Origin of the sequence: Novosphingobium taihuense, assembly GCF_007830315.1 — a bacterium.
Taxonomy (GTDB): domain Bacteria; phylum Pseudomonadota; class Alphaproteobacteria; order Sphingomonadales; family Sphingomonadaceae; genus Novosphingobium; species Novosphingobium taihuense.
In genome coordinates, this window is record NZ_VLKJ01000010.1 from 1 (window position 1) to 12,415 (window position 12,415).

At 62.9% G+C, this 12,415-nt stretch carries 12 protein-coding genes, 1 rRNA gene and 1 pseudogene; 7 read left to right on the top strand and 7 right to left on the bottom strand.

The window, feature by feature from the left end; translation table 11 throughout:
* Positions 1 to 94 (bottom strand): 16S ribosomal RNA (locus IQ25_RS16620); the annotation flags it as partial.
* A 663-nt stretch (positions 95 to 757) separates the two neighbouring features.
* On the opposite strand from IQ25_RS16620, the gene IQ25_RS16625 reads away from it, so the two are divergent.
* The 4 genes from IQ25_RS16625 to atm1 all read left to right on the top strand — a co-directional run bounded on the left by IQ25_RS16625 (position 758) and on the right by atm1 (position 6,194).
* Positions 758 to 1,729: a glycosyltransferase gene (locus IQ25_RS16625; protein WP_258537058.1), complete on the top strand. Its 972-nt coding sequence runs from the start codon at positions 758 to 760 to the stop codon at positions 1,727 to 1,729.
* A 3-nt stretch (positions 1,730 to 1,732) separates the two neighbouring features.
* Positions 1,733 to 3,247, top strand: coding sequence for a lipopolysaccharide biosynthesis protein (locus tag IQ25_RS16630; protein ID WP_144907401.1), 1,515 nt, complete (start codon positions 1,733 to 1,735; stop codon positions 3,245 to 3,247).
* A 57-nt stretch (positions 3,248 to 3,304) separates the two neighbouring features.
* Positions 3,305 to 4,288 (top strand): retropepsin-like aspartic protease, encoded by a 984-nt coding sequence (locus IQ25_RS16635; RefSeq protein ID WP_144907402.1) that lies wholly within the window; start codon positions 3,305 to 3,307, stop codon positions 4,286 to 4,288.
* A gap of 76 nt (positions 4,289 to 4,364) precedes the next feature.
* Positions 4,365 to 6,194: a heavy metal ABC transporter ATP-binding protein/permease Atm1 gene (gene atm1 / locus IQ25_RS16640; protein ID WP_144907403.1), complete on the top strand. Its 1,830-nt coding sequence runs from the start codon at positions 4,365 to 4,367 to the stop codon at positions 6,192 to 6,194.
* A gap of 99 nt (positions 6,195 to 6,293) precedes the next feature.
* On the opposite strand, the pseudogene IQ25_RS16645 reads toward atm1, so the two are convergent.
* The 6 genes and pseudogenes from IQ25_RS16645 to IQ25_RS16670 all read right to left on the bottom strand — a co-directional run bounded on the left by IQ25_RS16645 (position 6,294) and on the right by IQ25_RS16670 (position 9,724).
* A pseudogene (locus IQ25_RS16645) lies at positions 6,294 to 6,599 on the bottom strand (GIY-YIG nuclease family protein).
* A gap of 61 nt (positions 6,600 to 6,660) precedes the next feature.
* Complete coding sequence (locus IQ25_RS16650) at positions 6,661 to 6,864, bottom strand: DUF1737 domain-containing protein (RefSeq protein WP_144907404.1); 204 nt, start codon at positions 6,862 to 6,864, stop codon at positions 6,661 to 6,663.
* 9 nt (positions 6,865 to 6,873) lie between these two features.
* Positions 6,874 to 7,278 carry a GFA family protein gene (locus IQ25_RS16655; RefSeq protein ID WP_144907405.1) on the bottom strand — a complete coding sequence of 135 codons (405 nt, stop codon included), beginning with the start codon at positions 7,276 to 7,278 and terminating at the stop codon, positions 6,874 to 6,876.
* Positions 7,279 to 7,328: 50 nt separating this feature from the next.
* Positions 7,329 to 8,630 (bottom strand): ATP-dependent protease ATPase subunit HslU, encoded by a 1,302-nt coding sequence (gene hslU, locus IQ25_RS16660; protein ID WP_144907406.1) that lies wholly within the window; start codon positions 8,628 to 8,630, stop codon positions 7,329 to 7,331.
* A complete protein-coding gene (gene hslV / locus IQ25_RS16665; RefSeq protein WP_144907407.1) occupies positions 8,630 to 9,187 on the bottom strand; it encodes an ATP-dependent protease subunit HslV in 558 nt (185 codons plus the stop codon). Before hslV ends, hslU begins: the two co-directional genes overlap by 1 nt.
* A gap of 45 nt (positions 9,188 to 9,232) precedes the next feature.
* Positions 9,233 to 9,724 carry an outer membrane protein assembly factor BamE gene (locus IQ25_RS16670; RefSeq protein ID WP_144907408.1) on the bottom strand — a complete coding sequence of 164 codons (492 nt, stop codon included), beginning with the start codon at positions 9,722 to 9,724 and terminating at the stop codon, positions 9,233 to 9,235.
* A 204-nt stretch (positions 9,725 to 9,928) separates the two neighbouring features.
* On the opposite strand from IQ25_RS16670, the gene IQ25_RS16675 reads away from it, so the two are divergent.
* The 3 genes from IQ25_RS16675 to IQ25_RS16685 are packed head-to-tail and all read left to right on the top strand — an operon-like array spanning position 9,929 to position 12,409.
* The gene (locus IQ25_RS16675; RefSeq protein ID WP_144907409.1) at positions 9,929 to 10,447 is read left to right on the top strand and encodes a ubiquinol-cytochrome C chaperone family protein; all 519 of its coding nucleotides are present in this window, start codon (positions 9,929 to 9,931) and stop codon (positions 10,445 to 10,447) included.
* Positions 10,444 to 10,959, top strand: a complete 516-nt coding sequence (locus IQ25_RS16680) for a YceD family protein (protein ID WP_246415472.1) — start codon at positions 10,444 to 10,446, stop codon at positions 10,957 to 10,959. Before IQ25_RS16675 ends, IQ25_RS16680 begins: the two co-directional genes overlap by 4 nt.
* Positions 10,960 to 10,963: 4 nt before the next feature.
* Positions 10,964 to 12,409: an MATE family efflux transporter gene (locus tag IQ25_RS16685; RefSeq protein WP_181447267.1), complete on the top strand. Its 1,446-nt coding sequence runs from the start codon at positions 10,964 to 10,966 to the stop codon at positions 12,407 to 12,409.
* Positions 12,410 to 12,415: the final 6 nt, after the last annotated feature.

Sequence of the window (12,415 nt, forward strand, 5' to 3'; positions counted from 1 at the left end):
CCGTGCGCCACTAACCCCGAAGGGTTCGTTCGACTTGCATGTGTTAGGCATGCCGCCAGCGTTCGTTCTGAGCCAGGATCAAACTCTCAAGTTTGTGTCCAATCTCACAACAGCACGGACCATAAGATCCGCAATCTGACGTAAAATTAATTCAGGGTATCAAACCCTGCACATCTAAACGTATGGTTACGTATAAGACATGCAAGCTCGACTAATTTAAACTGCCATACCGCGCCCTAAAGCCACAGCAAGCAGGCGCCGTCGCCCACATGTCCCTTCATCTATTCCTACAATGTCAAAGATCCGCAAACCCGCCACCACAGTGACAGTTTCAGGCGGACAACCAATGCTCCCCGACTTTTGACCGGGGGACTGAGTGTCCGTCTATGTTGGCGACCGGGTGGTGAGAGAGGCGGTGAAGCCGTCGTCCCGTCCGGTGAACGGGCCTATATGGGGGGGGGCTGAGTCGGTCAACACGCTTTTTGCAATTTTATTTCAAATTTGCGGCAAGCCGTTGATTTACCGATAAAATGGATCGACTTTGCGGATCTGGCACCCCACTTCATGGCGATCCGGGCCGATTCTGGTCCGCGATTCACAACCTCCTCGGCGAAGCACTTCATGGGTCCTTGGGGGTAAGCCTATGTTTAAACCTCTGCGCTAACCCGGAGCGATGCAAAGCTGGGACACTTCAAAGTCGTCATCATCGAACGCAACGCCTTCAAAGGACGCAGACAGCCCTGTCCCGGCGGTCAGCGTGGCGATGAGCGTATTCAATGGCGCGCGCTTCCTCGACGCTGCCATCGCTAGCGTTCGGCGGCAGACCTTTGCAGACTTCGAATTTCTCATTCTCGACGACGGATCGACCGACGGCAGCGTTGATATCGTGCGCCATCATGCCGCGCAGGATCCCCGCATCCGTTTGATCGCCCGCGAGAACCGCGGCCTGATCGCCAGCCTCAACGAGCTGCTGGGCCATGCGCGCGCACCGCTATTCGCACGGATGGACGCTGACGACGTCTGCAGGCAGGATCGCCTTGCACGGCAAGTCGCCTTTCTGGATGCCCATCCCGATCACGGCGTCGTCGGGACCTGGACTGAAGACATCGACGAATACGATCGGCCTTTCCGCACGAGCGCGCCCGAACACCCGGTCACCTGCGACGAAGTGCTCGCCGTGATCGAGCAACGCAGCCCTCTCAGCCATCCTACGGTCATGGCCCGGCGCGATATCCTGCGTGCTGTCGGGGGCTATCACGTTGCATACCGTCATTGCGAAGATTACGATCTCTGGCTCCGGTTGGCCTCGGTCACGAAGCTGGCGAACATCCCCGAGCGCCTGTTGAGCTACAGGCATTATGCGAATCAGATCTCGAACCGCCACGCCTTTGCCCAGCAGTATGGCGCGGCAATCGCGCAACTGGCCTATCGCGAACGCCAGCTTGGCCGATCCGACCCTACAGAGACCCTAGACCGGCTTCCCGCTGTCGAGACCCTCGACTCCGTGTTCGGCACGCCGGGCCTTTCACGACAGGTTCGCGACAAGGTTGCGCGCGGCGCTTTATATTCGCGTGACGCCATGCGAGGCGATGGGTTCGCGCTGCTGATCGACCATGTGCGTGACGGCGGAAACGGCCGCGAACTTTGGCGGACCGTCGTCCGACTTGCGCTGTTTGGCGTGCCGGGACGTGCGATGCGGCTCGCCTTCGCGCTGCTGTTCAAGGTCTGAAGCATGGCGACTTCCCCGATCCCTACGGGCGAGGCTGCGCCGCCCGTCATGTCAGTCCGAACTGCGGCCCTCTGGGCGCTGGGCTCCCAATATGCCTCGTTCGCGCTGCAGTTCGTCACTAGCATTGTGCTGGCGCGCTGGTTCATCACGCCCGAACAGCTTGGCCAGTTCTCGATCGCCTTTGCCGCAGTGACACTGGTGGCATTCCTGCAGGACTTCGGCGTAACACGCTACATCAATGGCGAGCGCGATCTGACGCCGGACAAGCTGCGTTCGGCCTTTGCGATATCGGTGCTGTTCGCATGGGGCATTGCCGTGCTGGCGCTGCTGGCGGCATGGCCGATTGCAAAGTTCTACGACGACCCGGGCCTGCTGCCCGTCACGCTTGTCATCGCCGGGTCCTATCTTCTTGTGCCGCTCGCCATCGTCCCCCAGGCGACGTGCCAGCGCCGGATGGACTATCGCTCGAACAGCATGATCGAGGTCGGCTCGTCCATAGCCAATGCGGCGACGGCGGTGACGCTCGCGGTTCTGGGCCATGGTGCGCTGGCCTTGGCGTGGGGCGCTTTCGCCCAGCAGGCAGCGAGGCTGGTCGTCAGCCAGTGGCGGGCGGGCGGCATGTTGCCGTGGCCGCTGCGCATCGGCGATGCGCGACCGATTCTGGCGCTCGGCGGGACAAACACGGTGCAAGTGCTGTGCAGTTCGCTTTCCGCGCGCGCGCCGGAGCTGGTGATCGGCCGGATGATCGATAACGCGGCGGTCGGCCTCTTCGCCCGCGCCTCGGGGCTTGCGCTGCAATTGCGTCTGCTGATCGCAGGCGCGGTGACCGGCGTGTTCTACCCCGCGTTCCGCCGCATTCGCGACAGTGGCGAGCCACTGGGCCCGCCGTACCAGCGCGTGCTCGCCGCCTATACCGGCGTCACCTGGCCCGCGATGGCAGGCATTGCCGTCCTGGCCGAGCCGATGATCCGGCTGCTCTATGGTGAGCGATGGATTGCAGCAGCACCGCTTCTGACATGGGTTGCGCTCTCGCAGATCGGCTATGTTGCCCTGCCACTCTATGCCGATCTGCCCGTGCTGATGGGCCGGTTGAAGCCACTGATGCGCTGCATGATCGTCGAGACCCTCCTCTCGATCCTGCTGATCGCGGCAAGTGCGCCCTTCGGTCTGGAATGGGTTGCGCTTTCACGGGTGGTACATGCCGTTCTGTGGGTTGCGATCTATCTGCCGCTGATGCAGCGCACGCTCGACCTGCGATTTACTGCAGTGGCCAAGGTCTGGTTGCGCAGCGCGGTCGTCACACTGGCGGCGGTGCTGCCGGTTCTGGCAGGCTATGCGCTCGGCAACGGACCTTCCGACCTGGGCTTCGGGCAAGCCGCAGCCACGGTCATTTGCGGCATCGCGCTCTGGTTCGCCACCCTTTGGCTGACCCGCCATCCGCTCCTGCCTGAGATCGTGGAAATGGCGCAGGCAGTGCTGCCAGTGCTACGCCGCAAGAGCGGTCTCGCGGGGGGTTGAGCGCTCTGGCGCAGCGGCTCCAACAGGCGTAAGCTGCGTTCCCGGGAGAACGCCGCCATGCTGCCTGTTCGCGCACCGACCCACAAGCGCTCGGCCTTTGCAAAGGCTGCAGCGCAAGCATGTGCCGCCTGCCTTGCCATCGCATTCCCGTTTCAGCAGGCCGCTGCGCAATCTGCAGCGCCTGCGCCCCTGTCACCGGCAGACGAGCTGGTCCAGATCCAGCGCGATACCCATAACCGCATGACCGTCCCGGTCAAAATCGGCGCCAGCGGACCTTACGAATTCCTGATCGATACCGGGTCCGAACGCACTGTGCTGTCGCGGCAAGTCGCCAACGCGCTTGGCATGCCCATTGCGGGCAACGGCATGGTTGTCGGCGTTGCGGGATCGCAGGCCGTGCAGTTGGTGGACGTTGATGAAATCAGCCTGGGCAAACGTACCTACTATACGCTGTCCGCCCCGCTGCTGGATGCCGATCATATCGGGGCCGATGGCATCGTCGGGCTCGACAGCCTGCAAGACCAGCGGGTGCTGATCGACTTCCATGCCAACCGCATGACCATCGGCGATGCCGCCTCGCTTGGCGGCACGCGCGGGTTCGAGATCGTGGTCAAGGCAAAGCGCCGCTCCGGCCAGCTGATCATGACCAATGCCATCGTCGACGGCGTGGCGACCGACATCGTGCTCGACACCGGCTCCGACAGTTCGATCGGCAATCCCGCACTGCGAAACGCACTGACGCGGCGCCGCAAGGCTGAGCAGACGGTGCTGTTCTCGGTCACCGGTCAGTCGGTGAACGCTGAACTCATCATGGCATCGACCATCGATATCGCAGGCCTGCAACTGAACAACACCTGGCTTGCCTTCGCCGATTCTCCGGCGTTCCATCGGCTCGGACTGGTGAAGCGCCCCGCGATGCTGCTGGGCATGGCGCAACTGCGCATGTTCCGGCGCGTCGCCATCGATTTCGCCACGCGCCGCGTGCTGTTCGACCTGCCTGTCGGCGTTGCAGGGCTGGACCCTCACCGCACGGTGTTCTGAGCGGATCAGGCCGAATTCCGGGCTGAATCCCGGCAAAGCTCTGGCATAGCGCTGCGGGTTCCCTATGTGGGAGCCTATGCCGCCAGAAACCCCGACAAGTCCCAAAGACGCCCGCCACGATGGCTGGGCCACGCTCAAGCGCTTCCTGCCCTACCTTTGGCCGAAGGATAACGCGAGCCTGCGCCGACGGGTGATGGGTGCGGTGCTGATGGTGCTGCTTGGCAAGGCGACAACGCTTGCCCTGCCCTTCGCCTACAAGAAAGCCGTCGACGCGATGACGCTCGACACCGGCAAGTCGCAGGCGGCGCTGACATTGGCGATGGCTTTCGTCCTTGCCTATGCGCTCGGCCGCTTTGCAGGCGTGCTGTTCGACAACCTGCGCAATATCGTGTTCGAGCGCGTCGGCCAGGACGCCACGCGGCATCTGGCAGAGAACGTCTTTGCGCGCCTGCACAAGCTCTCGCTACGGTTCCACCTCGCCCGCCGCACCGGCGAGGTGACCAAGGTGATCGAGCGCGGGACCAAGAGCATCGACACGATGCTCTACTTCCTGCTGTTCAACATCGCGCCGACGGTGATCGAACTCACCGCAGTGATCGTGATCTTCTATCTGAATTTCGGCCTAGGCCTTGTCGGTGCCACGATCCTGGCCGTCATCGCTTATGTCTATGCCACGCGAACCATCACCGAGTGGCGCACGCACCTGCGCGAAAAGATGAACCGGCTCGACGGGCAGGCGCTCTCCCGCGCAGTCGATTCGCTGCTGAACTACGAGACCGTGAAATACTTCGGCGCCGAGGCGCGCGAGGAAGCGCGCTATGCCTCGGCCGCGCGCGCCTATGCCGATGCCGCGGTGAAGAGCGAGAACAGCCTCGGGCTGCTCAACATTGCACAAGCGCTGATCGTCAACCTGCTGATGGCAGGCGCGATGGCGTGGACGGTCTGGGGCTGGTCGCAAGGAAAGCTGACCGTGGGCGACCTCGTCTTCGTCAACACCTACCTCACCCAGCTTTTCCGCCCGCTCGACATGCTCGGCATGGTCTATCGCACGATCCGCCAAGGCCTGATCGACATGGCCGAGATGTTCCGCCTGATCGATACGCACATCGAAGTGGCCGACGCGCCGAACGCGCCTGCGCTGATCGTCAGCCGCCCCTCGGTCACGTTCGACAACGTGATCTTCGGCTATGACCGTGACCGCGAGATCCTGCACGGCCTCTCGTTCGAAGTGCCTGCGGGAAGCCGCGTGGCCATTGTCGGCCCGTCTGGAGCAGGCAAATCGACCATCGCCCGGCTGTTGTTCCGCTTCTACGATCCGTGGGAAGGGCGCATCCTGATCGATGGTCAGGACATCAGGGGCGTGACGCAGACGAGCTTGCGCGCCGCACTCGGCATCGTCCCGCAGGATTCTGTGCTGTTCAACGACACCATCGGCTACAACATCGCCTATGGCCGCGATGGTGCGAGCCAGGCCGAAGTCGATGCTGCGGCAAAAGGCGCGGCGATTGCGGACTTCATTGCTCGTCTGCCGCAGGGATATGACACCGAAGTGGGCGAGCGCGGCCTCAAGCTCTCCGGCGGCGAAAAGCAGCGTGTCGCCATCGCGCGCACCCTCGTGAAGAACCCGCCGATCGTGCTGTTCGATGAAGCGACCAGCGCCCTCGACACCCGCACCGAGCAGGACATCCTGACAACGATGCGCGCGGTCGCCAGCCACCGCACCACGATCTCGATCGCACACCGCCTGTCGACGATCGCGGATTCCGACACGATCCTCGTCCTCGATCAGGGACGGCTGGCAGAGCAAGGCAGCCACGCCGACCTGCTGCGCCGCAACGGGCTGTACGCGGAAATGTGGGCGCGGCAGGCGCAGGAAAGCGCGGAAGTCAGCGAAGCGGCAGAGTAACGCGCTGCATTGCTCTAGATTGCTTCGTCGATGCGCTCCTCGCAATGACGATCCCCTTTTTTTCGTCATTGCGAGCGCAGCGAAGCAATCCAGAGTCGGTCAGCCCGGCGGCGCAATTTCAGCGAAAAGGTCTCGCCAAAGCGGATTCACTGCTTCGATCAGCGCCAACTTGCGTTTGCGAGACCCACCTTTCAGTTACTTCTCGCGCGCAATCGCGTGCTCCATCGTCGCGTGAAGTTCGAACCGCACCAGAAGCTTGCAGTCATGTCGCGAGGTAAACCCCTCGCCCAAACCTTCCCTATGTTGCCAAGCGCGCTGGACCAGATTGCTCGTCACCCCGGCATAGAGCGTGCCGTTGCGCGCCGATGCCATGATGTAGACTGCTGGTTGGAAGTCCCGCTGCATCTCTCTGGATTGCTTCGTCGCTGCACTCCTCGCAATGACGAGTGTTTTCGGAATGGCAGGACTACTTCACCACATCCGCCTCATGCCAGACCACGGCCTGCGCCACCTTGATGCAGTCCATGCCGCCGTCATAGGTCATTGAGGGCGAGCCATAGAGCCGCCATCCCTGCGCCAGCGCCTCGGACACGCGCTCACAAAAGGCGCGATCATCCTTGCCGGTGAGCAGGCGGTAAACCGGGCGGTCTTCGGGAGTCTGATAGGTCATCGCCGCTCCTTACTGCTCGCCCGGAAAGCGCGCAAATTGAGGCAAGGCGTGCGCCTGCGCCATCCAGCCGATACGTTCCGCAGTCTGGATATGCACTTGCGCTGGCAACTGGTCCGGATCGTCGAAGGTCGCAGACTGCACGTCGACAATGCCGGGCAGATTCTCGTCATTGGTGAAGAACACTCCCGTCCCGCATTTCGGGCAGAAGTTGCGAATCGAAGCGCCAGAAGAATTGTGCGCCGTGACCTCGCCCTGCGTAAGCTCGAATTGTCCGGCCTTGAACATGGCCCACGATACCATGGGCGCGCCGGCACTCTTGCGGCAATCCGTGCAATGGCACAGGGCCACGTGCATCGGCGCGCCATTCACCTTGTAACGCACTGCGCCGCAGTGACATCCGCCTGCCAGTTCCATCACCCTACTCCTTTGAGTCGTGATGGAACATTGGCAGAACAGTCATTTGCTCACAATATATACTTCGAAAGGTCCGCATTCCCGGCAAGGTTGGCGAGCTTCTCGGCGACATAAACCTCGTCCACCGTTACCGTCTCGCCGGCACGGTCCTCGGCATCAAAGCTCACTTCCTCGAGCAGCTTTTCCATCACCGTCTGTAAACGCCGCGCGCCGATGTTCTCGACGCTTTCGTTCACTTGCGCTGCGGTCCGGGCAATCGCACGGACGGCTTCGGAGGTGAAGTCCAGCGTCACGTTCTCCGTAGCGATCAGGGCGCGGTACTGCTCGACAAGGTTGGCGCGCGTTTCCGAAAGGATGCGCACGAAGTCATCCTCGGTCAGCGCCTTCAGCTCGACCCTGATTGGCAGGCGGCCCTGCAGTTCGGGCAGCATGTCAGAAGGTTTGGCCACGTGGAATGCGCCCGAAGCGATGAACAGCACGTGGTCGGTCTTCATCGGCCCGTACTTGGTGGCCACGGTCGTACCCTCGATCAGCGGTAGCAGATCGCGTTGCACGCCTTCGCGGGAAACCGATCCGCCGCGCACGTCGGACACGGCGATCTTGTCGATCTCGTCTAGGAAGACGATGCCGTTGGTCTCCGCATTGCGGATTGCCTCGCGCGCCACGTCGTCCTGGTCCATGCGCTTTTCGGCTTCTTCGTCGACCAGCTTGTCCCAGGCATCGGCCACGCGCATCTTGCGGCGCTTGAGGTTCTGCTTGCCGAACGCCTTGCCCATCATGTCCGACAGGTTGATCATGCCGATGCCGCCGGGCATGCCGGGGATTTCCATCGGAGCCGAGGGCGTGTCCTCAACCTCGATCTCGACTTCGACCTCGTTCATCGAGCCATCGGCCAGGCGCTGCTTGAAGCTCTCGCGCGTCGCTTCGCTGGCGCCATCGCCGACCAGCGCCTTGAGCAGGCGGTCCATGGCGGCTTTGCTGGCAGCCTCGCGCACGGCATCGCGGCGGCGCTCCTTTTCAAGCCGGATCGCTTCTTCGACCAGATCGCGGGCAATCTGCTCCACATCGCGGCCGACATAGCCGACCTCGGTGAACTTGGTGGCTTCCACCTTCACGAAGGGCGCATCAGCAAGCTTGGCGAGGCGGCGGCTGATCTCGGTCTTGCCGCAGCCCGTCGGCCCGATCATCAGGATGTTCTTGGGGCTGACCTCGTCGCGCAGATCAGCGGAGAGGCGCTGGCGGCGCCAGCGGTTGCGCAGGGCGACCGCCACGGCCTTCTTGGCATCGGTCTGGCCGACAATGTGTTCGTCCAGCGCGCGGACGATGGCTTTGGGAGTAAGCGAATCGAGCATCAGATTTCCTCGACCGTCACGCGGTCGTTGGTGAAGACACAGACTTCCGCGGCCACCTGCATGGCGCGGCGGGCGATCTTTTCGGCGTCGTCTTCATAGTCGGTGAGCGCCTTGGCAGCGGCGAGTGCATAGTTTCCGCCCGATCCGATCGCGGCGATACCACCTTCGGGTTCGAGCACGTCGCCATTGCCTGTCAGGATCAGCATGGTCTCGGCATCGGCCACGATCATCAGCGCTTCGAGGTTGCGCAGGTACTTGTCCGTGCGCCAGTCCTTGGCAAGCTCGACGGCGGCACGCATCAGCTGGCCGCGATGCTGCTCCAGCTTGCGCTCCAGTCGTTCGAACAGGGTAAAGGCATCGGCAGTTGCACCCGCGAATCCGGCAATGACCTTGCCATCTCCGATCCGGCGGACCTTGCGGGCGTTCGGCTTCATCACCGTGTTGCCCATGGAAACCTGACCGTCACCGGCTATGACGGTGCGGCCGTTCTTCTTCACCCCGATGATGGTGGTGCCGTGCCACTGGATAAGGCCGTGGCTCGCCCTGCTGTCGTCCATCCCCGGGATATGAGGGGCGCGACGGCTATTTCAAGCGGCAGCCGATCAGCTGCCGTTCGGACCGGTGCCGCCCGTAGGCTGACCTGCGCCACCCGGAATCGCACCGACGGCGCCGATGTTGCCGAACAGATCCTGGAAGAACGACCGGTCGCGGCCCAGCGTTGGCGTCTTGTCGCTCTCGGGCGAGAGGCGGACGACCTTTGTCATGCCTTCGCGGTTCAGCGAGGCGACATTGCCCTTGGCGTCAAAGTCGACCACGAGAATGGCCTGATTGTCGGTGCGGGGACGGTTGAACGGGCGCTGCTTGGTGTTCTGCGCGACGTAATACCAGGTCTGCTTGCCATAAGGGCTGGTGAAGGTCGGCCGGCCGAGCGTGCGTTCGACCGAGAGCTTGTTGTCCACGCCCGGCTGGACGGTGGCGACCAGCGCTTCGTCGATGATGTAGCCGCGATGGTCCTTGATGCTGGCGCAGCCAGATGCCGCCACGCCCAGGGCGAGCACTGACGCACCCTGTACCAACAGCCGACTGTTCCGCATTCGCAAACTCCGCTCTTCAATCTTTTGCCGTCATGCCCGTTTGCATCGGGAATGCACAGACTATATCGCCAACACCAATTGCAGGACCCTTAGGGTCCAATCGGAATTACCGCAATGCCGCCCGGCACCACTGCCCGCAAGCAGCCTGCTGGACGGCCCAGATTTAATCGGCCCTGAACGGGTCGAGCCTCAAGGATTGCCGCGATGTCCATTCTTACCAAGCTGTTCGGTCGAAAGCAGGACGACCGTGCCGTGGCCCGCCCCCTGTGGCACCGCACGGTCGAGATCGCGCGCGAAAAGGAGTGGTATCGCGACTGTGGCGTTGCCGACACGGTGGCCGGTCGATTCGACATGATCACGCTGATCCTCTCGGTCGTGCTGATCCGGATGGAGCGTGAGGCCGAACTTATCGAGCCTTCCGTGAGGCTTACCGAACTGTTTGTCGAGGACATGGACGGCCAGTTGCGCGAAAGCGGTGTGGGTGACGTGATCGTCGGCAAGCGGGTGGGCGAACTGATGAGCGTGCTTGGCGGCCGCCTCGGCGCTTATCGCGAAGCGCTGGCCGCGCGGGACGAGGAGATGATGGCGCAGGCGATCACGCGCAACGTTACCTTGCACGAGGGCACCGAACCGCTGCTCATTACCCGCCGCGTGCGGGCCTTTGCCGCCGGGCTGGACCTCGTTCCCGCCCTCCGCGTTCTCGATGCGGAGATCGGGAAATGACCATGGAATCAGAGTTTTCTCGCATAATCGACCTGCGCCAGATCAACGACGAGCTCATCGTGCTAGAGCCCACCGAGGCCGAGCGCAGGCGTCTTGCAGGACGTTTCCAACTCTCGGAGGTGAATGCCATGCAGGCGACCATCTCTCTGAGGCGAGAGGGGGACAAAGTGGAGGCAAAGGGCCATCTGAACGCCTCGATCGTGCAGCTCTGCGCGATCTCGGGCGAGGACTTTCCGGTCACCATCAGCGAACCGATCGCGCTGCGTTTCATCCCCTTCACCGGCGAACACACCCCCGACGAGGAAATCGAGATCACCGCCGACGATTGCGACGAGATCGAATACGAAGGCACCACTTTCGATCTGGGCGAGGCGGTGGCGCAGAGCCTTGCGCTGGCCATCGATCCATTCGCCGAAGGGCCCAATGCCGACAAGGCGCGGGCCGAGCACAATCTGGCCGGTGATACCGGCTCTGGCGCGTTCGCTGCACTTGCCGCGCTGAAGAAGGGCTGAGGTCTTGGCTCCACCACCCGGGCGGGGGCGCGATCTCACAAGCGGGCCGATCCTCAAGACGCTGGTCCTGTTCTCTGCGCCGACGCTGGCTTCCAACATCCTGCAATCGCTCAACGGGTCGATAAATTCGATCTGGGTCGGGCGGATGCTCGGCGAAGGCGCACTGGCGGCGACGGCCAATGCGAACGTGGTGATGTTCCTCGTCTTTGCTGCTGCCTTCGGCTTCGGCATGGCGGCGACGGTGAAAATCGGGCAGGCCTTTGGCGCGCGCGACGTTCTGGCAGCGCGGCGGACGTTCGGCTCTGCGGTCGGCTTCTGCGTTTTGCTGTCGCTGGTCGTGGGCACCATGGGCTGGGTATTCGCGCCCGAACTGCTGACCGCGATGGCCGCGCCGGGCGAGACATATGTCTATGCGTTGACCTACCTGCGGGTGATCTTCGTTGCCATGCCTGCCTCGATGATAACGGTCATGTTGGGCATGGGCCTGCGCGGCGGGGGCGATGCTGCGACACCGCTCAAATTCATGATCCTCTCGTCAATTCTGGACGTGATCCTCAACCCGCTGCTGATCGGTGGCTTCGGCCCGATACCTCCCTTGGGCATCGCAGGCGCGGCGCTCGCGACTGCGATTGCCTCGTTCGTGTCGATGGCGGGGATCGTTGCCTACGTCTATGCCAAGGACCTCCCACTGCGCCTGAAGGGTGCAGAACTCGCGTGGCTCTGGCCCCGTCGCGATGAGCTTGGCTACATCCTGACCAAGGGCCTGCCGATGGGCGCACAGATGCTCGTGATCTCCGCGGCCGGAATTATCGTCATCGGCCTCGTCAACCGCGAGGGCCTGCTGGTCAGCGCAGCCTATGGCGCGGCGCTGCAGCTTTGGACCTATCTTCAGATGCCAGCGATGGCCATCTCGGCAGCGGTCAGCGCCATGGCCGCACAAGCCATCGGTGCGGGACTGGACCAGCGTCTGGGCAAGATTTCGCGCTCGGGTGTCCTTCTCAACCTGTCGGTCACCGGAGCGCTCTGCGCCTTGATCCTGCTGTTCGATCGGCCTGCGCTGGAGCTGTTCCTCGGCTCGGCCAGCCCGTCGGTCGACGAGGCGCGGCACATCCAGTTCCTGGCGAGCTGGAGCTACGTGCTGTTTGGCGTGACCATGGTTCTGTTCGGGACGATGCGCGCAGGCGGCGTGGTCTGGACGCCGCTGATCATCCTTGCGATCGCGATGTATCCGGTGCGGCTGGGCTTCTATTATGCGTTCTATCCGCGGCTTGGTGCCGACGCACTGTGGCTGGCCTTCCCGGTCAGTTCGGCTGTGGCCGTGGTGCTGGCTGTCTATGCCTATCGCCAGCCCGCGTGGCGCGATCGGGCCCGCGCGGTTCCCGACGAAGAGTGCGAAGAGGAAACACATGCGGACGCTGACTGCGCCGGTCGCATGTCTCCAAGCATGTAGAGCGTC